At 65.7% G+C, this 20,994-nt stretch carries 23 protein-coding genes; 9 read left to right on the top strand and 14 right to left on the bottom strand.

The annotated features are described in order from the left end of the window. Positions 1–14: 14 nt before the first annotated feature. Both QP552_RS13810 and cfa read left to right on the top strand, forming a co-directional pair. Positions 15–896 carry a DUF3298 and DUF4163 domain-containing protein gene (locus QP552_RS13810; protein WP_286073885.1) on the top strand — a complete coding sequence of 294 codons (882 nt, stop codon included), beginning with the start codon at positions 15–17 and terminating at the stop codon, positions 894–896. A 19-nt stretch (positions 897–915) separates the two neighbouring features. Then, entirely contained in the window at positions 916–2,031 is a 1,116-nt protein-coding gene (cfa, locus tag QP552_RS13805; protein ID WP_111112309.1) for a cyclopropane fatty acyl phospholipid synthase, read from the top strand. 138 nt (positions 2,032–2,169) lie between these two features. Here the strand turns inward: cfa and QP552_RS13800 are convergent, their stop codons facing one another. After that, a complete protein-coding gene (locus QP552_RS13800) occupies positions 2,170–4,338 on the bottom strand; it encodes a M3 family metallopeptidase (RefSeq protein ID WP_106550983.1) in 2,169 nt (722 codons plus the stop codon). 168 nt (positions 4,339–4,506) lie between these two features. Between QP552_RS13800 and QP552_RS13795 the strand changes: the two genes are divergently transcribed. Continuing rightward, positions 4,507–4,992, top strand: a complete 486-nt coding sequence (locus QP552_RS13795; protein WP_111112308.1) for a glutathione peroxidase — start codon at positions 4,507–4,509, stop codon at positions 4,990–4,992. A gap of 33 nt (positions 4,993–5,025) precedes the next feature. Here QP552_RS13795 and QP552_RS13790 read toward each other — a convergent pair whose 3' ends face one another. The 5 genes from QP552_RS13790 to QP552_RS13770 all read right to left on the bottom strand — a co-directional run bounded on the left by QP552_RS13790 (position 5,026) and on the right by QP552_RS13770 (position 10,206). Beyond that, positions 5,026–5,550, bottom strand: a complete 525-nt coding sequence (locus QP552_RS13790; RefSeq protein WP_239503958.1) for a TlpA disulfide reductase family protein — start codon at positions 5,548–5,550, stop codon at positions 5,026–5,028. Positions 5,551–5,748: 198 nt separating this feature from the next. Beyond that, a complete protein-coding gene (locus QP552_RS13785) occupies positions 5,749–6,528 on the bottom strand; it encodes a ferredoxin--NADP reductase (protein ID WP_006455701.1) in 780 nt (259 codons plus the stop codon). 79 nt (positions 6,529–6,607) lie between these two features. Beyond that, complete coding sequence (locus QP552_RS13780; RefSeq protein ID WP_286073884.1) at positions 6,608–8,461, bottom strand: ABC transporter ATP-binding protein; 1,854 nt, start codon at positions 8,459–8,461, stop codon at positions 6,608–6,610. A gap of 362 nt (positions 8,462–8,823) precedes the next feature. Then, positions 8,824–9,273, bottom strand: coding sequence for a carboxymuconolactone decarboxylase family protein (locus QP552_RS13775; protein ID WP_053509636.1), 450 nt, complete (start codon positions 9,271–9,273; stop codon positions 8,824–8,826). A 36-nt stretch (positions 9,274–9,309) separates the two neighbouring features. Beyond that, positions 9,310–10,206: an RNA polymerase sigma-70 factor gene (locus QP552_RS13770; protein ID WP_286073883.1), complete on the bottom strand. Its 897-nt coding sequence runs from the start codon at positions 10,204–10,206 to the stop codon at positions 9,310–9,312. Positions 10,207–10,364: 158 nt separating this feature from the next. Here QP552_RS13770 and QP552_RS13765 point away from each other — a divergent pair, with 158 nt between their 5' ends. The 3 genes from QP552_RS13765 (at position 10,365) to QP552_RS13755 (ending at position 13,037) form a co-directional block, all read left to right on the top strand. After that, positions 10,365–11,882 (top strand): fumarate hydratase, encoded by a 1,518-nt coding sequence (locus tag QP552_RS13765; RefSeq protein ID WP_049429429.1) that lies wholly within the window; start codon positions 10,365–10,367, stop codon positions 11,880–11,882. 122 nt (positions 11,883–12,004) lie between these two features. After that, entirely contained in the window at positions 12,005–12,343 is a 339-nt protein-coding gene (locus QP552_RS13760; RefSeq protein WP_106550988.1) for a hypothetical protein, read from the top strand. Positions 12,344–12,401: 58 nt separating this feature from the next. Next, entirely contained in the window at positions 12,402–13,037 is a 636-nt protein-coding gene (locus tag QP552_RS13755) for a glutathione S-transferase family protein (RefSeq protein ID WP_049429427.1), read from the top strand. A 126-nt stretch (positions 13,038–13,163) separates the two neighbouring features. Here the strand turns inward: QP552_RS13755 and QP552_RS13750 are convergent, their stop codons facing one another. The 4 genes from QP552_RS13750 to QP552_RS13735 form a co-directional block, all read right to left on the bottom strand. Beyond that, a complete protein-coding gene (locus QP552_RS13750; RefSeq protein WP_286073882.1) occupies positions 13,164–14,108 on the bottom strand; it encodes an IS481 family transposase in 945 nt (314 codons plus the stop codon). Positions 14,109–14,301: 193 nt separating this feature from the next. Continuing rightward, positions 14,302–14,643: an arsenate reductase (glutaredoxin) gene (gene arsC, locus QP552_RS13745; RefSeq protein WP_106550919.1), complete on the bottom strand. Its 342-nt coding sequence runs from the start codon at positions 14,641–14,643 to the stop codon at positions 14,302–14,304. Continuing rightward, the gene (locus QP552_RS13740) at positions 14,643–15,797 is read right to left on the bottom strand and encodes a phospholipase A (protein ID WP_106550918.1); all 1,155 of its coding nucleotides are present in this window, start codon (positions 15,795–15,797) and stop codon (positions 14,643–14,645) included. Before QP552_RS13740 ends, arsC begins: the two co-directional genes overlap by 1 nt. A gap of 119 nt (positions 15,798–15,916) precedes the next feature. After that, on the bottom strand, positions 15,917–16,402 hold the full coding sequence (locus tag QP552_RS13735) for a DUF456 domain-containing protein (RefSeq protein WP_106550917.1): 486 nt from the start codon (positions 16,400–16,402) through the stop codon (positions 15,917–15,919). Between the two features lie 236 nt (positions 16,403–16,638). Here QP552_RS13735 and QP552_RS13730 point away from each other — a divergent pair, with 236 nt between their 5' ends. Next, entirely contained in the window at positions 16,639–16,848 is a 210-nt protein-coding gene (locus tag QP552_RS13730) for a cold-shock protein (RefSeq protein ID WP_005410290.1), read from the top strand. Between the two features lie 73 nt (positions 16,849–16,921). Here the strand turns inward: QP552_RS13730 and QP552_RS13725 are convergent, their stop codons facing one another. Both QP552_RS13725 and QP552_RS13720 read right to left on the bottom strand, forming a co-directional pair. Then, positions 16,922–17,416, bottom strand: a complete 495-nt coding sequence (locus tag QP552_RS13725; protein WP_005410289.1) for a glycine zipper 2TM domain-containing protein — start codon at positions 17,414–17,416, stop codon at positions 16,922–16,924. 136 nt (positions 17,417–17,552) lie between these two features. Next, positions 17,553–17,987: a hypothetical protein gene (locus tag QP552_RS13720; protein WP_286073881.1), complete on the bottom strand. Its 435-nt coding sequence runs from the start codon at positions 17,985–17,987 to the stop codon at positions 17,553–17,555. Positions 17,988–18,067: 80 nt separating this feature from the next. Between QP552_RS13720 and QP552_RS13715 the strand changes: the two genes are divergently transcribed. After that, positions 18,068–18,892 (top strand): tRNA threonylcarbamoyladenosine dehydratase, encoded by an 825-nt coding sequence (locus QP552_RS13715; RefSeq protein ID WP_049429422.1) that lies wholly within the window; start codon positions 18,068–18,070, stop codon positions 18,890–18,892. A gap of 98 nt (positions 18,893–18,990) precedes the next feature. On the opposite strand, the gene QP552_RS13710 is transcribed toward QP552_RS13715, so the two are convergent. Together QP552_RS13710 and QP552_RS13705 are read right to left on the bottom strand one after the other, a co-directional pair. Further along, positions 18,991–19,764, bottom strand: a complete 774-nt coding sequence (locus tag QP552_RS13710; RefSeq protein WP_286073880.1) for a TatD family hydrolase — start codon at positions 19,762–19,764, stop codon at positions 18,991–18,993. Then, positions 19,761–19,979, bottom strand: a complete 219-nt coding sequence (locus QP552_RS13705; RefSeq protein ID WP_005410285.1) for a DUF6116 family protein — start codon at positions 19,977–19,979, stop codon at positions 19,761–19,763. Before QP552_RS13705 ends, QP552_RS13710 begins: the two co-directional genes overlap by 4 nt. 163 nt (positions 19,980–20,142) lie before the next feature. On the opposite strand from QP552_RS13705, the gene QP552_RS13700 reads away from it, so the two are divergent. Continuing rightward, the gene (locus QP552_RS13700) at positions 20,143–20,985 is read left to right on the top strand and encodes a glycine zipper 2TM domain-containing protein (protein ID WP_049429434.1); all 843 of its coding nucleotides are present in this window, start codon (positions 20,143–20,145) and stop codon (positions 20,983–20,985) included. The last annotated feature ends 9 nt before the right edge of the window (positions 20,986–20,994 follow it).

Raw genomic sequence — 20,994 nt, 5'->3', positions numbered from 1 at the left:
CATGGCAGGCGATGATGTACAAACATGAACAGGGGATCCCGATGAAGATTGGAAACAACCGGCCATTGCGCGGCAGCGTGCTGGCCGGCGTGGTGGGCGTGCTGTTGCTGGCCGGTTGCCAGCGTGGGAGCGAGCCGGCACCGGCGACCGATGCGGCCCCCGCCGCCGAGGCCACCGCTGCGGGTGAAACGCCGGCCACGGACGCGCCGCTGGACCTGCGCGACGTGATCGAGAACAACGAGCGCGAAGTGGTGGGCATCAGTTACCCGGCCGGCATCGACCGCTACCCGGGCCTGGCGCGCGCGCTGCAGGACTATGCCACCAGCGCGCGCAGTGACCTGCAGCAGGCGCTGGACGGGCTTGGCAACGACAAGCCGACCATGCCGTACGAGTTGTCGCTGAGTTTCGAGAAGCTGCTGGAAACCCCGCAGCTGGTGGTGGTCAGTGCCGATGGCAGCCGCTACACCGGTGGCGCCCACGGCGAGCCGCTGGTGGCCCGCTTCGTATGGCTGCCGCAGCACCAGCAGATGCTCAGCGCCGAGAAGCTGGTGGCCGATGCCAAGGGCTGGAAGGCGATCAGCGATTTCGTCGCCGACCAGCTGCGCGAACGCGTGGCCACCCGCCTCAGCGGCGAGGACATGGACCCGGCCCAGCTGCAGGAATCGCTGCGCAACGCATCGCGCATGATCGCCGACGGTACCGGCCCGCAGGCCGACAATTTCAGCCAGTTCCAGCCGCTGACCGACGACAAGGGGCAGATCACCGCGCTGCGCTTTGTGTTCCCGCCGTACCAGGTGGGTCCATACTCGGACGGCACCCAGACTGCCGATGTACCGGCGGCGGTGCTGTTGCCGCACGTGGCCAAGGACTACGTGGAGCTGTTCGCACGCGGTTGACCGCAGTCGAGGAGGTGGCGTGGATACAGGGTTGCAGGAGCGGGTCGCCGGCCTGCTGCAGGAAGCCGGGGTCCGCATCGGCGGTACCCAGCCACAGGACATCCAGGTGCATGACCCGCGCTTCTTCGCGCGGGTCATGGGCCACGGCTCGCTGGGTCTCGGCGAGAGCTACATGGAGGGTTGGTGGGATGCCAACGTCCTCGATGAATTCCTTGTCCACCTGATGCAGGCGCACCTGGACGAACGGGTGCACGGTTGGCGCGAAGTGGCCGATGCGCTGAAGGCGCGGCTGTTCAACCTGCAGGCCGGGCAGGGCAGCTATGAAGTCGGCCGCCGCCACTATGACCTCGGCAACGATCTCTACCAGGCCATGCTCGGCCAGCGCCTGGTGTACAGCTGCGGCTACTGGCGCAATGCCGGTGACCTTGACGCCGCACAGGAAGCCAAGCTCGACCTGGTCTGCCGCAAGCTGGGCCTGCGCCCGGGGCAGCGCGTGCTGGACATTGGCTGCGGTTGGGGCGAGGCCCTGAAGTTCGCCGCTGAGCGCTACGGTGTCAGCGGCGTCGGCGTGACGATTTCGCAGGAGCAGGCCGAGTTCGCGCGGAACCTGTGCGCGGGCCTGCCGATCGAGATCCGCCTGCAGGACTATCGCGAACTGGACGAACCGTTCGATGCGATTTTTTCGATCGGCATGTTCGAGCATGTCGGCGACAAGAACTACGCCAGCTTCTTCGAGGTGGCCCGGCGCTGCCTGTCGTCGCGCGGGTTGCTGCTGCTGCACACCATCGGTACCAACATCTCGCGGCATCGCACCGATCCGTGGATCGCGCGCTACATCTTCCCCAATTCAATGCTGCCGTCGGCGGTGCAGATCAGCAAGGCGTTCGAAGGGCGCTTCGTGCTGGAGGACTGGCACAACTTCGGCACCGACTACGACCTGACCCTGCAGGCCTGGCGACGCAACGTGGAAGCCGCGTGGCCGCGGCTGGATGCCCGTTACGACGAGCATTTCCGCCGCATGTGGCGCTTCTACCTGGCCGGATCGATGGCCACCTTCCGTTGCCGGCACGCGCAGCTGTGGCAGTTGGTGCTGTCGCCGGAAGGCGTGCCGGGCGGGTACGTGGCGCCGCGTTGATCTGGAAGAGCATCCACGCATGGCGTGGATCTACCGGGTCTGCGTAATGAGGGTAGATCCACGCCATGCGTGGATGACCCAACAAAAAAACCGCCCGGTTTCCCGGGCGGTTTTCGTTTCAGGCTAACGCACCAGCGATCAGTTGCCGGCGCCGGTCAGGCCACGCTTTTCCAGCAGCGGTTCGATCTGCGGCTCGTGGCCGGCGAAATCGCGGAACAGCTGCATCGCATCCACGCTGCCGCCCTTGGACAGCAGGGTGGCGCGGAAGTGGTCGCCGTTCTTGCGGCTCAGGCCGCCGTTGTCCTTGAACCACTTCTGGGTGTTGGCGTCGAGCACTTCCGACCAGATGTAGGCGTAGTAGCCGGCCGAATAGCCGCCCATGATGTGGCTGAAGTACGGGGTCTTGTAGCGCGGCGGAACCGGCGCGTAGTAGATGCCGTCCTTCTCCAGCGCGGCGCGCTCGAAGGCCATCACGTCCTTGGCGGCCGGCACCTGGTCGGCGCCGATCTGGTGCCAGCGCTGATCAAGCATGGCCGCACCCAGGTACTCGGTGGTGGCGAAGCCCTGGTTGAACTTGGCCGCGGCCAGCACCTTGTCCAGCAGTGCCTGCGGCATCGCCGAGCCATTCTGGTAGTGCTTGGCGTAGTTCTTCAGGATGACCGGATTGTCCGACCACATCTCGTTGACCTGCGAGGGGAACTCGACGAAGTCACGCGGCACCGAGGTGCCCGAGAAGTACGGGTACTTCACGTTGGAGAACATGCCGTGCAGGGCGTGGCCGAACTCGTGGAAGGTGGTGTTCACCTCGTCCCAGGTCAGCAGGGTCGGCTGGCCGGCCGGCGGCTTCGGGATGTTCAGGTGGTTGGCGACCACCGGCTTGAAGCCGGTCAGCTTGGACTGCGAGACGTAGGAGTTCATCCACGCGCCACCGCGCTTGGAGGCACGCGCATACGGGTCGAAGATGAAGATCGCCAGCTGGCTGCCATCGGCATCGAACACGTCGTAGACAGTGACGTCATCGTGGTAGACCGGCAGGTCGGTGCGCTGCTTGAAGGTCAGGCCGAATTCCTGGCCAGCGGCGTAGAACACGCCGTTCTCAAGCACGTTCTTCATTTCGAAGTACGGCTTCAGCTGCGACTCGTCGAAGTTGTACTTGGCCTGGCGCACCTTCTCGCTGTAGAAGGCCCAGTCCCACGGTTCCAGCTGGAAGGTCGGCTTGCGCGCGGCCTTCTGTTCCTTGTCGATCATCGCCTGCAGGTCGGCGGCTTCGCGCTTGGCGTTGGCCACGGCGGCCGGAGCCAGCTTGCCCAGCATCGCGTTGACCGCTTCGGGCGTCTTGGCGGTCTGGTTGGTCAGGTTGTAGGCGGCGAAGTTCGGGAAGCCCATCAGCTTGGCCTTGTCGGCACGCAGCTGCATGATGCGCGAGACCAGCGCGGTGTTGTCGAACTCACCGCCGCGGCTGCCGCGGCTGACCGACGCTTCGTAGATCTTCTGGCGCAGGGCGCGGTTGGCCAGGTTGGTCAGCGGCGGCTGGCCGGTGGTGTTGAGCAGGGTGATCACGTACTTGCCGTCCTGGCCGCGGGCCTTGGCGGCTTCGGCGGCGGCGGCGATCTGCTCCTTGGACAGGCCGTCCAGTTCCTTGACGTCATCGACGGTGATCGCCGAAGCGTTCACTTCCGACTGCACGTTCTGGCTGAACTTGGTGCCCAGGTTGGCCAGCTCGGCGTTCATCTCCTTCAGCTTGGCCTTGTCGGCCTCGGACAGCTTGGCGCCTGCGCGCACGTAGTTGTCGTAGTACTTCTCGACCAGGCGCACGCCTTCGGCGTCCAGGCCCAGCTGGCTGCGGGTGTCGTACAGCGCCTGGATGCGGGCGAACAGCTTGCCGTTCAGCGCGATCGCATCGCTGTGCGCGGCGAACTTCGCCGAGTAGTCGGCCTGCAGCTTCTTGCGGGTGTCGTTGGTATCGGCGCCCACCAGGCTGAAGAACACGGTGGTCGCGCGGTCGAGGATGTCACCGCTCTTTTCCAGGGCGATGATGGTGTTGTCGAAGGTCGGCTTGGCCTTGTTGTTGGCGATGGCCTCCACTTCCTTCAGCTGCTGCGCCATGCCGGCGTCGAAGGCCGGGGCGAAGTCGCTGTCCTTGATCTTGTCGAACTGCGGGAAGTGCAGCGGCAGCGGGCTTTCGGCAAAGAACGGGTTGGCCTGCTGGGCGGCGGTGCTGGCGGCCGGGGTGGCGGCGCCGGCCGAGAAGGCGGGCAGGGCAAGGCCGAGGGACATGGCCACGGCAAGGGCAAGGCGAGTGGTCAAGGTAGGAACTCCGGTAAGGCAAACAAGGGCCCGAGGGTAACCCGGCCGGCCGTGCGCCCACTTGTGTCAAAAGGCATGTTCACGTCGCCGCGATGCCGTGGAGCCACCGCACCGGTGGCTGGCCCGCTACCATGGGCCGAAGCCCCCCACCGCCCAAGGCCCGCCAGCATGACCACCGCCTACGATTTCAGCTTCAACGACCTGGACGGCCAGCCGCAGGCCTTGGAGCGGTACCGCGGCAAGGCGCTGCTGCTGGTCAATGTGGCCAGCAAGTGTGGTTTCACCCCGCAGTACGAGGGGCTGGAGGCGCTGTGGCGCGAGTACGGCCCGAGGGGCCTGGTGGTGATCGGCTTCCCCTGTGACCAGTTCGGTCACCAGGAACCAGGCAATGCCGAGGAGATCCGGAGTTTCTGCTCGCTGACCTATGCAGTGGACTTCCCGCTCTCGGAGAAGATCCAGGTGAACGGCGACGGCGCGCATCCGCTGTGGAAGTGGCTGAAGGCCGAGAAGACCGGGCTGCTGGGCCTGAGCGCGATCAAATGGAACTTCAGCAAGTTCCTGATCGGACGTCAGGGGCAGGTGCTGGGGCGCTATGCACCCACCGACAAGCCGGAAAGCCTGCGCGGGGATGTCGAGAAGGCATTGCAGCCCTGAGCATGCGGGCCTGTTCTCCCGCTGGAGGGCGGATCATCCCTGCGGCGGACGGTTGCGCACCTCTTCAGGGAGCTGGGCCAGGATGGCGTCAATCACCTTGGGCAGGCTTTCTTCGGAGTAGCCGCGGTGGATATGGGCAATCCGGCCGTCCTGTCCGATGATGAACATGTGCGGGATGGTCTGGATGCCGTACTGGTCGCTGACCTCGCCCTTGGCGTCGTGAATGTAGTCCAGCACCGGCGCATTTCGGTTGCGTATCACGCTGATGAAGTCGCGACGCGGTTCCTTGAAGTTGACCGCATACACCCGCAGGGCGTCGCGCCCGACCACTCGCTGCAGGTTGCCCAGCATGGGCAGTTCCTTGCGGCACGGGCCACACCAGGACGCCCAGAATGTCACGATGACCACTTTGCCTCGCTGGGTGCCGAGATCGACCAGGTTGCCGTCGCGATCCTTGCCCAGGATCTGCGGTGGTACCTCGTTCGGGCGCGGGCGCGAAGCCGGGTCGACGGGCGCGGCGGTGGCGACACCACTTGCCGCCAGCAGTGCGGCGGCCAATACCAATACACGACGAAGCGTCCTGATCATCGCTGTTCCAGGTAGGGGCGGGCTCACTGCCTGCCGAGCTCGGAGCATACGCAATTGCGGGAAGCGCGCGAATCCCCTCGGCCCCGCGATGGCCACGCCCGGGTGGGCCGGGCGCAGGCCCGGCGCCATTCAAGCCGAGCGTGGGCTCGGCTCTACGGATGCAACGCGTTACTTCTCGACGAACGCGCGCTCGAACACGTAGTGGCCCGGCTGGCCGATGCGCGGCGAGACCTGGAAGCCGCGCGCATCAAGCACGCTGCGCAGGTCGGCCAGCATCTGCGGGCTGCCGCAGATCATCGCGCGGTCGTTTTCCGGGCTCAGTTCCGGCAGGCCGAGGGTGCGCTGCATTTCACCGCTTTCCATCAGCGAGGTCAGGCGGCCCTGGTTGGCGAACGGCTCGCGGGTGACGGCCGGGTAGTACAGCAGCTTGTCGCCGATCATCTCGCCGAGGAACTCGTGCTCACGCAGCTCCTTCTCGAAATAATCGCGGTAGGCCAGGTCCTTTTCGTAGCGCACGCCGTGGCAGAGGATCACCTTCTCGAAACGCTCGTAGGTTTCCGGGTCCTTGATCACCGACAGCCACGGCGCCATGCCGGTACCGGTGCCCAGCAGGTACAGGTTCTTGCCCGGGTGCAGGTCGCTGATCAGCAGGGTGCCGGTGGGTTTCTTGCCAACCAGCACCTTGTCGCCCGGCTTGATGTGCTGCAGGCGCGAGGTCAGCGGGCCGTCCTGCACCTTGATGCTGAAGAACTCCAGATGCTCTTCCCAGTTGGCGCTGGCGATGGAATAGGCGCGCAGCAGCGGCCGCGCCTCGGTTTCCAGGCCGATCATCACGAACTGGCCGTTCTCGAAGCGGAAGCCGCTGTCGCGGGTGAGGGTGAAGCTGAAGTAGGCGTCGGTCCAGTGGCGGACCTCAAGCACCGTTTCGGCGCCGAAAGCGGAGGACATGGGCGTATCTATCGAAAGTCGTCGGGGTGATTCTATCTCAAATGAGACAGGTTCTCATTAGGCGAAACGAGAGGCGTTCTCAGCGGTAACCCGCTGCCTGCAGCTCGAACAGCTCGGCGTACCGTCCTCCCTGGGCCATCAGCTGCTCATGGGTGCCGCTGGCCTCGATGCGGCCATCGGCCAACACCAGGATGCGATCGGCCATGCGTACCGAAGAGAAACGGTGGGAAATCAGCACTGCCGTACGATTATCCGCCAGCTCCCTGAACCGCTGGAACACTTCGAACTCGCTGCGTGCATCGAGCGCTGCGGTTGGCTCATCCAGGATCATCACCTGCGCATTGCGCATCCACGCGCGGGCAATGGCGATCTTCTGCCACTGGCCACCGGACAGGTCCACGCCCTGCTTGAAGCGGCGGCCGATCAGCTGGTTGTAGCCGCCGGGCAGGTCGTCGATCACTTCCTCGGCCATGCCTCGCCGCGCGGCATCGGCGATGCGCGCCTGGTCATCCATCGCCTCGACCTGGCCGACGCCGATGTTCTCGCCGGCGCTGAGGTTGTAGCGCACGAAGTCCTGGAAGATCACCCCGAGGTTGGCGCGCAGGTCGTCCAGGTCGTAGTCGCGCAGGTCGCGGCCATCGAGCAGGATGCGGCCTTCGTCCGGCTCGTACAGGCGCGCCAGCAGCTTCACCAGCGTGGTCTTGCCGGCGCCGTTCTCGCCGACCAGGGCCAGCACCTCGCCGGCCTGCAGCTGGAAATCGAGGTGGCGCACCGCCCATTGCTCGGCATCGGGGTAACGGAAGCCGACGTTCTCGAACACGAAGCCCTGCTGGATGGGCTGCGGCACGCGGACGGCTCCTTCGCGCGAATGGATTTCCGGCTGGATCTGGAAGAACGAGAACAGGTCGTCCAGGTACAGCGCCTGGCTGGCCACCTGCGAAAAGCCGATCAGCAGGCCTTCCAGCAGCTGGCGCAGGCGCAGGAAGCTGCCGGCGAGGAAAGTCAGGTCGCCGATCGAGAAGTCGCCGCGCACCGTGCGCCAGGCGATGTAGGCGTAGGCGGTGTAATACCCCAGCGTGCCCAGTGCAGCCAGCAGCGTGCCCCAGAACGCGCGGCGGCGGGCCAGCGCCCGGTTGGCCTGGAACAACGCCACCGACAGCCGCCGGTAGCGCTCCACCAGGAAGCGGTGCAGGTTGTAGATCTTCACTTCCTTGGCCGTTTCCACGCTGGCACCCAACTGGCGCAGGTAGTCGAGCTGGCGGCGCTCGGGCGTCCACTGGAAGTTGAGGCTGTAGCCGGCCGCGTTGAAGTGCGATTCGCCGATGAAGGCCGGCACCAGCGCCAGCGCCAGCAGCAGGATCAGCCACGGCGCGTAGACCAGCAGGCCGACGGCGAGGCTGGCCACGGTGATCGCATCCTGCACCTGGCCGAACAGCTGGCTCATCAGGTTCATCCGGCCCATGGTCTGGCGCCGCGCACGGTCCAGCTTGTCCTGCAGGTCCGGGTCCTCGAAGTCCTCCAGATCCAGTGTCGCAGCGTGTTCCATCAGCCGGATGCTGGTGACGTTGGCGAACAACTCCGAGAGCAGGGCATCGGCGTAGCTGACCAGGCGGCCCAGCAGGTCCGAGGCGATGGCCAGGCCGAACTCCAGCGCCAGCAGGCCCAGCAGCGGGTTGAGCAGGCCGCTGGACAACGCTTCGGCCAGTGGCGGGAAGCCGGCATCGTGCTGGCTCAGGTGCAGCGCGCTGTCGATGATCAGCTTGCCGACGTAGAGCATCGCCACCGGCAGCAGTGCACGGATCAGGCGCAGCCCAAGGCTGGCCAGGGTAAGCGCGGGGCTGGTCTTCCAGACCATGCGCAGGAACGGCGGCAGGTTGCGCATCGCCCTGAAGCGCTGGCGCAGGCTGGGTTTCTTTTCGGAGGCAGCAGGCATCCGTTTATTGTGCGCGCCCCGGCCGTGCAGAGGGGGTCAGTGCAGGCGTGCGGCCCGGGGTCAGATCCCTTTGCCCTGCAAAGGGATCTGACCCTGCTGCATCCACGCATGGCGTGGATCTACCGTGTCGACCAGGGTCAAACCTACCAACAGCAGTAGAAGCCTGTCGAGGGCGGGGTGGGTCCGGTTGCGGGGGTGTCCGCGGCATGGATGCCGCGGCCAAGCCCCCAAGGACGGGTTTACGGCGTCTCCCGTAACCGGATCCACCTCGCCATCCCTCAGGAAACCAGCTTCTGACGTTGCTGTTGTTTCGGCCGTTGCTTCTGCGGGTGCCGGGCGGCAGCCCGGCCAACAAAACCCTCTTACGGCAGCGGGGGCAGCAGCCCTGCACCCAGCCGGTTCCAGGCATTGATCACGGCGATGCCCATGCTCAGGTCGCTGATGCCCTTCTCATCGAAGTGCGGCGCCAGTGCATCGAACGCCGCCTGCGAGGGCGCGCCGTCGGTCAGCCGGGTCAGCGCCTCGGCCCAGCCCAGCGCCGCGCGCTCGCGTGCATCGAAGAAGCGGCTTTCATGCCAGGCCGGAAGCGTGTCCAGCTTGCGCGGCTCGATGCCGCCCTTGCGCAGCGCGGTGCCGTGCATGTCCATGCAGTAGCCACAGCCGTTGAGCTGCGACACGCGCAGGAACAACAGTTCCATCAGGGTCGGGTCGATCGAGCTGTCATGCACCGCCTTGCTGGTGGCCAGCAGGCCCTTGAAGGCCTCGGCGGCCAGGCGGGTGTACGGAACGCGGGGAGAGGCGTGGTCGGACATTTTCGGCTCCACGGCGGCCACAGCGGCCGCCTTTCACTACCAGGACGCCGTACCGTCGCCGCGCGTGACAACATCCGGCAGCTTTTCCGGATTCAGCACGCTGTACACATTGGCAATACGGCCATCGACCACTTCGATGGTGGTGACCGAGTGCAGGTGCTCGCCGTGGAAGCGCAGGATCGCCGGCTCGCCGTTGACGTAGCCCAGCTGCGCTGGATGCACCGTGCCACGACGTGCGATCGCCCAGAACAGGCGGCCGATGCGCTCGGCGCCCAGCAGTGGACGCACCGCCGCGGTGACCACGCCGCCGCCGTCGGACACCAGCAACGCGTTGGTGTGCAGCAGGGCCTGGATCGCCTCGCTGTCACCACGTTGCGAAGCATCCATGAAGCGCGCCAGCAACTGCCGGTGCTGGCTGGCGTCGGCGTTGAAGCGGGGCCGCCCGGACTGCAGGCGCTGTTTCGCGCGGTGCACCAGCTGCCGGCAGTTGGCCTCGCTGTGGCCGATCAGGTCGGCGATCTCGCGATAGTCGTGGTCGAAGGCTTCCTTCAGCAGGAAAGCGGCGCGCTCTTCAGGGCCCAGCTGCTCAAGCAGGGTCAGGAAAGCGACCGAGACATCGTCGGCCAGCGCGTGCAGCTGGGCCGGGCCGGGCGCAGGATCGGGCTCCAGCGTGACTGCCAGCGGCTCGGCCAGCCACGGGCCGACGTAGTGCGCGCGCTCACGCTTGGCGGCACGAAGGCGGTCCAGGCCGAGTCGTGTGGTGGTGGTGACCAGCCAGGCCTCGGCATCGCGGACCCCGGCCGGATCGGCGCCGGACCAGCGCAGCCAGGCATCCTGGACCACGTCTTCGGCGTCGGCGCGGCTGCCGAGCAGGCGGTAGGCCAGCGCTATCAGGCGCGGGCGGTGGGTCTGGAAAGCGGTTTCGGCGTTCATGTGGGCAAGGACGCCGCAGCGGCGCGTGGCGTGACAGGGGAGGTGGGGTCAGATCCCTGTCCCTGGGAAAGGGATCTGACCCCTGACTCTACCTGCGGCCGGGGGAGGGGGTAAAATGGGCGGATTACCCCCGCCAGCCTTGAGCAAGCGAGCAAGCCGTGACATCGATCAAGCAGGAAGACCTCATCCAGTCCATCGCCGACGCGCTGCAGTACATCTCGTACTACCACCCGGTCGACTACATCAAGAACCTCGCCGCCGCCTATGAGCGCGAGGAGTCGCCGGCCGCGAAGGAAGCGATGGCCCAGATCCTGATCAATTCGCGGATGTGCGCCGAAGGCCACCGTCCGATCTGCCAGGACACCGGCATCGTCACCGTGTTCCTGGAAATCGGCATGGACGTGCGCTGGGACGACGCCACCATGGGCGTGGAAGACATGGCCAATGAAGGCGTGCGCCGCGCCTACATGCACCCGGACAACAAGCTGCGCGCCTCGGTGCTGGCCGATCCGGCCGGCAAGCGCATCAACACCAGGGACAACACCCCGGGCGTGGTCAACGTCAAGGTGGTACCGGGCAACACGGTCGACGTGATCGTCGCCGCCAAGGGCGGTGGCTCGGAAGCGAAGACGAAGTTCGCCATGCTCAACCCGTCCGACTCGATCGTCGACTGGGTGTTGAAGACCGTGCCGACCATGGGCGCCGGCTGGTGCCCGCCGGGCATGCTTGGCATCGGCATCGGTGGCACCGCCGAGAAGGCGATGCTGCTGGCCAAGGAAGCGCTGATGGAGCCGATCGACATCACCGAGCTGCAGGCCCGTGGTGCCTCCAACCGCATTGAAGAGCTGCGCCTGGAGCTGTACGAGAAGGTCAACGCGCTGGGCATCGGCGCACAGGGCCTGGGCGGCCTGACCACCGTGCTCGACATCAAGATCAACGATTACCCGACCCACGCGGCCAACCTGCCGGTGGCGATGATTCCGAACTGCGCTGCGACCCGCCATGCGCATTTCACGCTGGATGGCAGTGGCCCGGTGATGCTGGACCCGCCGTCGCTGGAAGACTGGCCGAAGCTGACCTACGACGCGTCCAAGGGCACCCGCGTGGACCTGGACACGATCACCCCGGAAGACGTGGCCAGCTGGAAGCCCGGCCAGACCCTGCTGCTCAACGGCAAGCTGCTGACCGGCCGCGACGCCGCGCACAAGCGCATGGTCGACATGCTCAACAAGGGCGAGGAACTGCCGGTCGACCTGAAGGGTCGCTTCATCTACTACGTCGGCCCGGTCGATCCGGTGCGCGATGAAGTGGTGGGCCCGGCCGGTCCGACCACCGCCACCCGCATGGACAAGTTCACCCGCCAGGTGCTGGAGCAGACCGGCCTGCTGGGCATGGTCGGCAAGGCCGAGCGTGGCCCGGCGGCCATCGAGGCGATCCGTGACAACAAGTCGGCCTACCTGATGGCCGTCGGTGGTTCGGCCTACCTGGTGTCCAAGGCGATCAAGGCGGCCAAGGTGGTCGGTTTCGCCGACCTGGGCATGGAAGCGATCTACGAGTTCACCGTGCAGGACATGCCGGTGACCGTGGCGGTTGATTCCACCGGCGAGTCGGTGCACAAGACCGGCCCGCGCGAATGGCAGGCCCGCATCGGCAAGATTCCGGTGGTGGTGGAGTAAGCCTTCCGCCGCGGACCAGGCAACGGCGCCCGTGTGGCGCCGTTGTTGTGTGGGCCGAAGGATTAACGCTCGTGTAGCGGTTGCTCTGCTACGGTCGGCGCACGCTCGCACAGGACGTGTCCATGGCCCTGCATCGATTCATCGTGGTAGGCGTGCTGCTGGCCCTGGCCGGCTGCAGCACCCCTGCGTCGTACGAAGGCGCGGATTTCCCCGCATCGGCGCAATGCCGCGTGCAGTGCCAGGCCGGCTATCGCAGCTGCATGGCGCAGAATGACTCCCTCGGCAGCCGCCAGAGCAATTGCGAGCAGCAGGTGGTGCCGGCGCCGGACAAGCGCTGCAAGGACGTGGACAACCCGGACCTGCGCCGTGCCTGCGAACTGAAGGCGCATGACTGCACGATGCGCGCACCGATGATGTCCTGTGGCGAACGCCGGGATTCCTGCATGAGCCGCTGCGGCTGAGCAACGATCGCGCGCGTGGGCGCATAATCGGCTGATCCACCTGCACAGGATCTTCCGCATGAGCACCACGCTGTATGGTTCGACCAGTACCGCCGCCCTCGTCGTGCACTGGCTGCTGATCGAGCTGGGCATCGAGCATGAACTGGTGCTGCTGGATTTCGACACGCGCGAGCACAAGTCGGCGCAGTACCTGGCGCTCAATCCGGCCGGTGTGGTGCCGACACTGCTGATCGATGGCCTGGTACTGACTGAAGCGGCGGCCATCGCGCTGTACCTGGCCGATCGCCATCCGGACGCCGGCCTGCTGCCCGCGGTAGGTACACCGCAGCGCGCCGATGCCTATCGTTGGATGTTCTGGTGCGCCAATACGCTGCAGCCGGCCTACCGTGCCTGGTTCTATCCGAACGAGGTGGCGGGCGAGGCGAACGTCGAGGCCAGCCGCGAGATGGCACGTCAGCGCCTTGAAGCGGCCTGGCAGCATGTCGCCACGCACCTGCAGTCTCATGGTCCGTACCTGCTGGGCGCCACGCCCTGCGTGGTCGATTACATGCTGGTGATGCTGATGCGCTGGTCGCGCAACATGCCCAAACCCAGCGACACCTGGCCAGTACTGAAGGCGCACGCTGCGTCGATGAAGGCGCGCCCGGCGTTCGCGGAGGTGTACCGCCGCGAAGGCATCACCGACTGGCTGTAAGCCAGCCGGGGAGGAGGGCTAGGACCCCGTTTGGGTAGAGTCGACTGTGTAGAGTCGACTGTTAGTCGACTATCGCACGCAGTGCGGGCGTTTCCGCGGATGCATATGAAGGATGGGGGAAGTCGACTAACTGTGTAAACCCACCACGTTGTTCAGCAGGACTCTGGAAATAGGTGGCCGGCCACCGATCCCCATGTGAGGGCGGTGCCAGTTGTAGTGGTGCAGCCATTGGGTCAGCACGGAATTGCGCTGGTCCGAGGAGGCGTATTCGCGGGCGTAGGCCCATTCACGCAGGCTGGTTTGGATGAAGCGCTCCGCTTTGCCGTTGGTGCGCGGGGTGTACGGTTTGGTCCGCATGTGCTTGATCCCAAGGGACTTAAGTAGCTTGGCGAATGCAGTGGAGCGATAGCACGCCCCGTTGTCGGTCAGAATTCGTTTGAAGGTGATTCCCAGGCTGGCGTAGTACTCCAAGGCACCAAGCAGTGCTTGGCAGGCCGTGTCCTTTTGTTCGTCGGGGTGAACGCTGCTGTAGGCGATGCGGGAGTGATCGTCGATAGCCACGTGCACGTAGCCCCAGCCTCCGCCACCGGCATTTCCTCGGCGCTTGGCGTCGGTTCTATGGCCCGGCCGCTGGAAGTTGCCCAGCTTCTTGATGTCCAGGTGTAGCAGCCCTCCGGGCTGATCGTATTCGTATCGGATGACCTCCTTAGGCGGATCCAGCCGGCACAAACGATTGAGGCCGTGGGCGCGCATCAGCCTGGAAATGGTGCTGTGGCCGATCCCCAAGGCTTTGGAGATGGTCAGATAGGTCTGCCGTTTACGGCGACACTCCTTGATCTGCTCGACCACCGGTGCAGATGTGGCATGTGGTGTCCGGTGAGGGCGTGAGCTGCGGTTTTCCAGTCCTGACACCCCCAATTCCCGGAATCGGGCCAGCCATTTGTAGGCCGTACGCACACTTACGCCGCATGCTTGGGCTGCTTCCTCTGGGCGCAGGCCCTCGTGGAGGATGCGGCGAACAAGAAGTGCTCGACTATGGACGGTCAAACGGGCATTTTTATGGGGGTTCATCCGGGCTCTTTGGGGTCTGGAGAGGTGTGGTAACCACCATTTTCCAAAGATGTCCCGGATGAACAACCTACAGAGAGATCACAGTTAGTCGACTATCGCACGCAGTGCGGGCGTTTCCGCGGATGCATATGAAGGATGGGGGAAGTCGACTAACAGTCGACTCTACCAACAGGCTCCGCTACGTCGCGGCGGGTTACAGGATCTCCAGCACCGTTTCCGGTGGACGGCACAGGCGTGTGCCCTTGGAGGTGCGCACCACGGGGCGGTTGATCAGCCGCGGGTGTTCGGCCATCGCCGCCAGCAGCGTGGCCTCGTCCGCATCTTCCAGGCCCAGTTCGGTGAACTGCGCTTCCTTGCTGCGCACCAGCGCCTGCGCGTCCAGCCCGGATTCGGCCAGCACCTGGCGCAGCATGGCGACGTCCGGCGGGCTGTCCAGGTAGTCGACCACCACCGGCTCGAAGCCAGCATCACGTATCAGCTTCAGTGCGCCGCGCGAGTTGCTGCAGGCCGGGTTGTGCCAGATCGTCACGTGCATCAGAACCACTCCAGCAGGGACACGCCCACGCCCACGTAGGTGGCCTTGTGGTTGTAGTCGATCAGGCTTTCGCCGTAGCCGTCGAACACCTGTACATGGCCGCGCAGCAGGTTGCTGATCGGGAAGCCGTAATCCAGCTGCAGGGCACCGTGCGAGCGGCTGCCGGTGCGCAGCGAGTGGCGCGCCATCAGCGAGACCTCATGGCCGTTGCGGTTCCAGGTCAGGGTCGCATCACCGCGGCCCATGTAATCCTCGATGTCCGGGTTGTTGTCGTCGCTGCGGGTCTCGGGAATGCGGTACCAGGGGCGCAGCACCAGCGCCCAGTTCTCACGGTCCAGGCCGATGTTGAGCATCACCCGGTTCCAGCTGCGCGACAGCGGGTCGGCGCGGCCATTGGACTGGTGGTTCAGCGCGATGCCGGTCATGCGCCCGCGCCAGCCACCGATCGAGTAGCCATTGCGGAACACCATCATCACTTCCGGCTCATAGTTGGTTTCGCGGAACGGGCGCGAATCCTCGCCGTTGTAGGCCTGCCAGCGCGAGCTCTGAGTGTAGCCGGCCCAGATGTCGCCGTTATCGCCGAACAGGTTCTCGGCGATCTTGGTCTTGAAGCTGATCTGGAACTTCAGTTCGGCACTGTCCAGCACCTGCGGCGTGGTGACCGTGTTGGCCGGGTTCGGCGAGTGCGGCGTGGTGTTGCGGTCGCTGGTCCAGAACGCCGGCAACAGGTACACCGGCTTGTAGGCGCGCAGCTGGAACGGGCCGAGCTTGGAGTCCTCGGCCAGCTCCCAGCGGCTGTCCAGCAGCGAGCCACGGCCGGCATTGGCCAGTGCGCTGTCAGGGGCCGCTGGACGGAACAGGTCACTGACCCGCTCGCGCAGTTTCTCTTCGCCCTGGCTGACGCGTGCGGTCTGGCGTTCTTCGCGACGGGCCTGCGCGGCTGCCTCGGCCGCAGCGTCGGCCTCGGCGGTGGCCTGCGGGGTACGCCCGAACTGGCGGTCATAACAGGCCAGGCGGGCAGCATCGGTGGTAATTGCCGCGCACGCGGCCGGCGAGGCTTCGGCACTGGGCGCGAACTCCTGCGCGGCCAGTGGCGCACTGGCCAATGCCAGCGCCAGCGGCGCGAAGCGGGGAAGCAGCGGAGACAGGGTCATTGCAGCAGGCCCTTCGGTGAATACGGGAATCGCACAGTGTGGCGGCTGCACCGGATCACGGCCAGCCCCCACGGTTTATGCACGGCCACCGCGTGCGCGTGGCGTGAAGGAGAGGCTGGTCACAGGAACCAGGCGAACGCAAACAGCCCCAGCATCGCGATCACCACCGCCAGCTTCAGCGCCAGACCGAGCAGGATGCCAAGCCATGTGGCCAGGCCCACCTTGGTCGAGCGCCCCAGTTCGCGGGTGTGCCAGTACTCGCCCAGCAGGGCGCCGATCAACGGGCCGGCGAACAGGCCGATCGGCATGAAGAACAGGCCGACGATGCTGCCGACGAAAGTTCCCCACAGTGCCTTGCGGCTGGCACCGACCCGTTGCGCCCCCACCACGGTGGCCAGCACGTCCACCAGCAACGAGAGCAGGGTCAGTACCCCCAGCACAACCAGGGTCGGCCAACCGACGTGGGCGAAGCCGTCCGCCCACGCTGCCAGCAGCAGTCCGATGAACACCAGCGGGATGCCGGGCAGGGCCGGCAGGATGATTCCGGCGATGCCGACAAGGACAAAAATGACCGCTAGCAGATATAAGATGAATGAGAGTCCCATGCTGTCCCGTATGGTGGCCGTTTTGGGGTTGACAGTGAAAGATTTTGCCAGTTGCTTTTTCGTTTTGGGCGGGTTAAGTTGCAGTCGCTGAGCTTGGCAAGGTCACCGTGGATCGTGGCCTGATGAAGCAAGATCTTCCCGATCCGCTGCATCGATGCACCTCGCTTCCCCCTTGCTTGTCAGCCGCCCACCAGGCGTTTCCTACAACAAGAGAGAGTCACCAGGGAGTTAGTGAGATGTCTGATCGCGAGACCGGTACCGTCAAGTGGTTCAACGATGCAAAGGGCTTCGGCTTCATCAGCCGTGAAAACGGCGAAGACGTGTTCGTGCACTTCCGTGCCATCCAGACCCAGGGCTTCAAGAGCCTGAAGGAAGGCCAGAAGGTCACCTTCACCGTCGTGCAGGGCCAGAAGGGCCTGCAGGCCGACGCCGTGCAGCCGACCTGATCGCGCTGCAAGCCGTCACATGAAAAAGGCCCGCGCAAGCGGGCCTTTTTCTTTGCCGTCGGCCCGGTGCAGGTCAGCGCAGGATGACCTTGCCGTTGACTACGCGCACATAGGTGTTTTCGCGGATGCCGCCGAGGTCGCGCTGGTTGACCACGATGGTGCGGCCATCATCCATGCGCACGCTGATGTCGTAGGTATCGCTGGTGACGTTCTTCTGGATCTGGTTGCCCGCCAGCGCACCGCCGACCGCGCCTGCGGCCGCGGCGATGTTCTTGTTGCCACGGCTGCCGCCGGTGTGATCGGAGATCTCATGGCCGGCCACGGCACCGACGATGCCGCCGAGGATGGCGCCGGTCGCGCTGGGCGCGGTGCGGCCCGACGGCACGGTGTTGATGCGGGTGACGATGCCGCAGTCGGCGCAACGGCCCTGGTTGTATCCGCCGTTGTTGCCGTAGCCGCCATTGTTGTAGCCGTTGTTGTAACCACCGCCACCGTAGCCGGGCGAGGTGGCACAGCCAGCCAGGGCGAGGGTAGCGATGGCGCTGGCGGCAATGAGCTGGATCTTCATGGGGCGTCTCCTGGCCGTGAAGGCGGGTGCGTTGGGTGGTACTGCGTCATGCAGCAGGGTGGACGAATCCTCTCCTTTCGAACGTGAACAAGGTGCCAACCAGGCGTGCCTTGCCCGGCTGCAGGATGAATGCGCGTCAGCGGAAGTCCTGGTGGCAGGCTCGGCAGTCGGCCTGCACGGTTTCCACCACCTTTGCCAAGGCGGTGCAGTCACTGGGCGGCGCCGCCAGTGCCGCGTTGAGGTTGCCACGCAGCTGGCTGGCGTGCTGCTGGAACCGGCCATTGTCCTTCAGTCCGGGAAAGGCCAGGTCGAGGTCGTTGGACAGAAGGCGCAGGGCCTGCAGCCGCGGCACGCTGTCGGCCAGGCTGCAGCGGTTCTGCTGCTGGGCCTGCTGCAGCAGCTGCGATTGCCGCTGCATCACCTGCATCAGGCTGTCCGGGAACGGGTCGCGGCGCGCCTGCAGGGCGCGGCCGACCATGACCGTGGCAACCAGACCGATCAGCAGGCCCAGGCACAGCACGAACAGGTAGCGATGGGCAGTGGACGGGCGGCGGGGCGGGCTGGCGTTCATGGCGGGCTCTCCGGGCGTGCAACGGTGGGTTCGATGCCGGCGCGCTGTAGGCGCTGGCGCCTGCACGTTAAAATAGCCGGATGAACGAACAGGTCAAACAACGCTTCGCCGGCATCGAACGGCTGTATGGCGTAGGCGCGCTCGAGCGCCTGCAGGGCAGCCGCGTGGCGGTGGTGGGCATGGGCGGGGTCGGCTCGTGGGTGGTGGAAGCGCTGGCGCGCTCGGCGGTCGGCCACCTGACCCTGATCGATGCCGATGACATCTGCGTGTCCAACACCAATCGCCAGCTGCCGGCGATGGAAGGCAACTACGGCCGCAACAAGGCCGAGGCAATGGCAGAGCGCTGCCGCGCGATCAACCCGGACATCGAGGTCGATGCCGTGCAGGCGTTCCTGACCGTGTCCAACATGGCCGAGTTGCTGGACCGTGGATTCGACCTGGTGATCGATGCCTGCGACAGCTTCCGGGTCAAGGTCGAGACGATCGCCTGGTGCCGTCGCCGCAAGCTGCCGCTGCTGACCGTGGGGGCTGCCGGTGGCCGCACCGATCCGACCCTGGTGCGGATCCGCGATGTCTCGCGCACCGAGCATGACGCCATGCTGGCGCTGATCCGCAAGAAGCTGCGCAGCGAGTTCAATTTCCCGAAGAACGCCAAGCGCTATTTTGGCGTGCCGGCGGTGTACTCGCTGGAAAACGTGAAGTATCCGCAGGCCGATGGCAGCGTCTGCGGCATTCGTCCGAACCTGGGTGCGGATGCGGCACTGAAACTGGACTGCGGCGCAGGCCTCGGTGCGGCAACGCACATCACCGGCGCGTTCGCGTTCGCTGCGGTGGGCAAGGCGCTGGAAATGCTGCTGGAGCCGAAGAAGGTGAAGGCCGGGGTGGCTGAGGCCAGCGAGGCCTGATGGATCGTGCCGACCGAGGTCGGCACCTGCATTGATTCACTCATTCCAGCGTTGGATTGGTAGCGCCGGGCCATGCCCGGCGTCCGGTCCGCTGCCCGTTACAACGCCGGCAAAGCAAACAGTCGGCGCGCGTTCTCCGTCGTGGCATGTGCCACGGCTTCAACGTCCATCCCGCGCAGTGCGGCCACGTGGCGGGCGATGACCGCCAACCGCGCCGGTTCGTTGCGCTGGCCGCGGATGCCGGCATCGGGCTGATCCGGTGCATCGGTTTCCAGCAGCAGCTGTTCCAGCGGCATCCCGCGCACCAGGCGCTGCAGCCGTTGCGCGCGTTCGTAGGTCAGTGGACCGCCAAGACCAAGCAGGAAGCCTTGCCGATGCAGTTGCGCGGCCTGTTCCGGGCTGCCGGAAAAGCTGTGCACCACGCCACGCAGGCCGCCGATGCGACGGATCGCGGCAATGACCGCATCCACCGCGCGTCGCGCGTGCACGATCACCGGCAGCTCGAACTCGCGAGCCAGTTCCAGCTGGCCGATGAAGTACGCCTGCTGTGCCTCTGCATCCAATCCCTCGACGAAGAAATCCAGCCCGCATTCGCCGATCGCACACGGTCGTTCGCGCTCGATCCACTCGCGCAGCAGCGGCAGATGGTCGGGCCGGTGCTCGGCCAGGAACATCGGATGCAGGCCGTAGGCCGGGTACAGCCCCGGTGCCTGCCGGCAGACCTCGCGCAGCTTCGGCCAGCTGGCGGCAGTGACGGCCGGTACCACCTGCTCGCGCACGCCTGCGGCGCCTGCGCGCTCGATCACCGCCGTGCGGTCAGCATCGAATTCACTGGCATCCAGATGGCAGTGGCTGTCGACCAGCGGGGTCAACGCTGTTCCAGCGGCGGCGGGGCCGGGACTGTATTGCGGCTCTTCCAGTTGGCCAGCAGCAGGGTACCGAAGCCCAGTACCAGTTCGTCGACGAACGGGATCGGGTCGGGGATGAACAGGGTCAGCACGAACAGGCCGGCGGTGAGCTTGAACAGGGTGGGGTAGCGCAGCCGGCGGGCCCATTGCAGTACCGGCAGCAGCATCGGGTTGGCCATGGCGTGGATCCTCCTGGGGAATATGCAAACGCTACCACGGGCCCAGCATTTCCCGATGCTGAATGGGTTACAGGAATGAGCAGGAAATGTGGAGATTCCGTTCAGGCAGTGCATGCTGCAATCTGGCCCGAGAACGTTGCGGATGGTCCGCAAGGAGCAGGTCATGAAAAGCACAACTACAACTGTCCTGGTCGCAGCGGGCGCGCTGCTAGTCGGTGGCATCGCCACCGCCGCCTTCATGAAGAGCGGCGACAAGTCGCCTGATTCCATCAGCGCCGGAACCCCCAACGGTGAATCACGCCTGGTTGACGGCAACGCCGTTGACGATGGCGCACGTGGTGACAAGCTCGACCCGTCTGCACCGCGCGGGCTGGAATATGCCGACGTACTGAAGGTCGACCCGATCACCGAGAAGCAGAAGGCCTACGCCACCGTGATCGGCACCGATGCCGTGCGCGAGACCTCCACCACCCAGACCCCGCACGAGGTCTGCCAGGACGTGACCGTGCAGGAGCGCCTGCCGGAGCGTGACGGCAACGTCGGCGGCACCGTGGTCGGCGCGGTGGTCGGTGGCCTGCTCGGTAACCAGGTTGGCGGTGGCAACGGCAAGAAGGCCGCGACCGCGGCCGGTGCCGTGGCCGGTGGCTTCATCGGCAACCAGATCGACAAGCGCCACGTGGGTGGCCGCGTGGTCAACCGTACCGAGCGCCAGTGCCACACCGAGACCGCCACCTCCGAGTCGAGCCGTGTTACCGGCTACAACGTGACCTACCGCAACGAGGACGGCACCACCGGCACCATGCGCATGGCCAGCAAGCCGGGCAACCGCATCGCCATGGGCACCAATGACGTGGTGAAGGGCTACAACGTGACCTACCGCTACGACGGCGCCGAGAAGACCGTGCGCATGGACAACAAGCCGGCCAGCGATCGCCTGCCTGTGGTCGATGGCCAGCTGGTCACGCAGACCGCCGCTGCCGGCGCCACTGCGGCCACGCGCCAGTAATCCAGAACA

Origin of the sequence: Stenotrophomonas sp. 59 (assembly GCF_030291095.1) — a bacterium.
In the GTDB taxonomy this organism is placed as follows: domain Bacteria; phylum Pseudomonadota; class Gammaproteobacteria; order Xanthomonadales; family Xanthomonadaceae; genus Stenotrophomonas; species Stenotrophomonas maltophilia_Q.
Note: the sequence above shows the minus strand (reverse complement) of the source record. Positions and strands in the feature narration are given on the sequence as shown.

Excerpts from the sequence above, each read along its gene's own strand:
- QP552_RS13700 (WP_049429434.1), top strand. The coding sequence starts at position 20,143 with ATGAAAAGCACAACTACAACTGTCCTGGTCGCAGCGGGCGCGCTGCTA.
- QP552_RS13720 (WP_286073881.1), bottom strand. The coding sequence starts at position 17,987 with ATGAACGCCAGCCCGCCCCGCCGCCCGTCCACTGCCCATCGCTACCTG.
- QP552_RS13735 (WP_106550917.1), bottom strand. The coding sequence starts at position 16,402 with ATGGGACTCTCATTCATCTTATATCTGCTAGCGGTCATTTTTGTCCTT.
- QP552_RS13755 (WP_049429427.1), top strand. The coding sequence starts at position 12,402 with ATGAGCACCACGCTGTATGGTTCGACCAGTACCGCCGCCCTCGTCGTG.
- QP552_RS13725 (WP_005410289.1), bottom strand. The coding sequence starts at position 17,416 with ATGAAGATCCAGCTCATTGCCGCCAGCGCCATCGCTACCCTCGCCCTG.
- QP552_RS13740 (WP_106550918.1), bottom strand. The coding sequence starts at position 15,797 with ATGACCCTGTCTCCGCTGCTTCCCCGCTTCGCGCCGCTGGCGCTGGCA.
- arsC (WP_106550919.1), bottom strand. The coding sequence starts at position 14,643 with ATGCACGTGACGATCTGGCACAACCCGGCCTGCAGCAACTCGCGCGGC.
- QP552_RS13730 (WP_005410290.1), top strand. The coding sequence starts at position 16,639 with ATGTCTGATCGCGAGACCGGTACCGTCAAGTGGTTCAACGATGCAAAG.
- QP552_RS13810 (WP_286073885.1), top strand. The coding sequence starts at position 15 with ATGTACAAACATGAACAGGGGATCCCGATGAAGATTGGAAACAACCGG.
- QP552_RS13775 (WP_053509636.1), bottom strand. The coding sequence starts at position 9,273 with ATGTCCGACCACGCCTCTCCCCGCGTTCCGTACACCCGCCTGGCCGCC.
- QP552_RS13705 (WP_005410285.1), bottom strand. The coding sequence starts at position 19,979 with ATGGCCAACCCGATGCTGCTGCCGGTACTGCAATGGGCCCGCCGGCTG.
- QP552_RS13760 (WP_106550988.1), top strand. The coding sequence starts at position 12,005 with ATGGCCCTGCATCGATTCATCGTGGTAGGCGTGCTGCTGGCCCTGGCC.
- QP552_RS13785 (WP_006455701.1), bottom strand. The coding sequence starts at position 6,528 with ATGTCCTCCGCTTTCGGCGCCGAAACGGTGCTTGAGGTCCGCCACTGG.
- QP552_RS13780 (WP_286073884.1), bottom strand. The coding sequence starts at position 8,461 with ATGCCTGCTGCCTCCGAAAAGAAACCCAGCCTGCGCCAGCGCTTCAGG.
- QP552_RS13795 (WP_111112308.1), top strand. The coding sequence starts at position 4,507 with ATGACCACCGCCTACGATTTCAGCTTCAACGACCTGGACGGCCAGCCG.
- QP552_RS13770 (WP_286073883.1), bottom strand. The coding sequence starts at position 10,206 with ATGAACGCCGAAACCGCTTTCCAGACCCACCGCCCGCGCCTGATAGCG.
- QP552_RS13750 (WP_286073882.1), bottom strand. The coding sequence starts at position 14,108 with ATGAACCCCCATAAAAATGCCCGTTTGACCGTCCATAGTCGAGCACTT.
- QP552_RS13715 (WP_049429422.1), top strand. The coding sequence starts at position 18,068 with ATGAACGAACAGGTCAAACAACGCTTCGCCGGCATCGAACGGCTGTAT.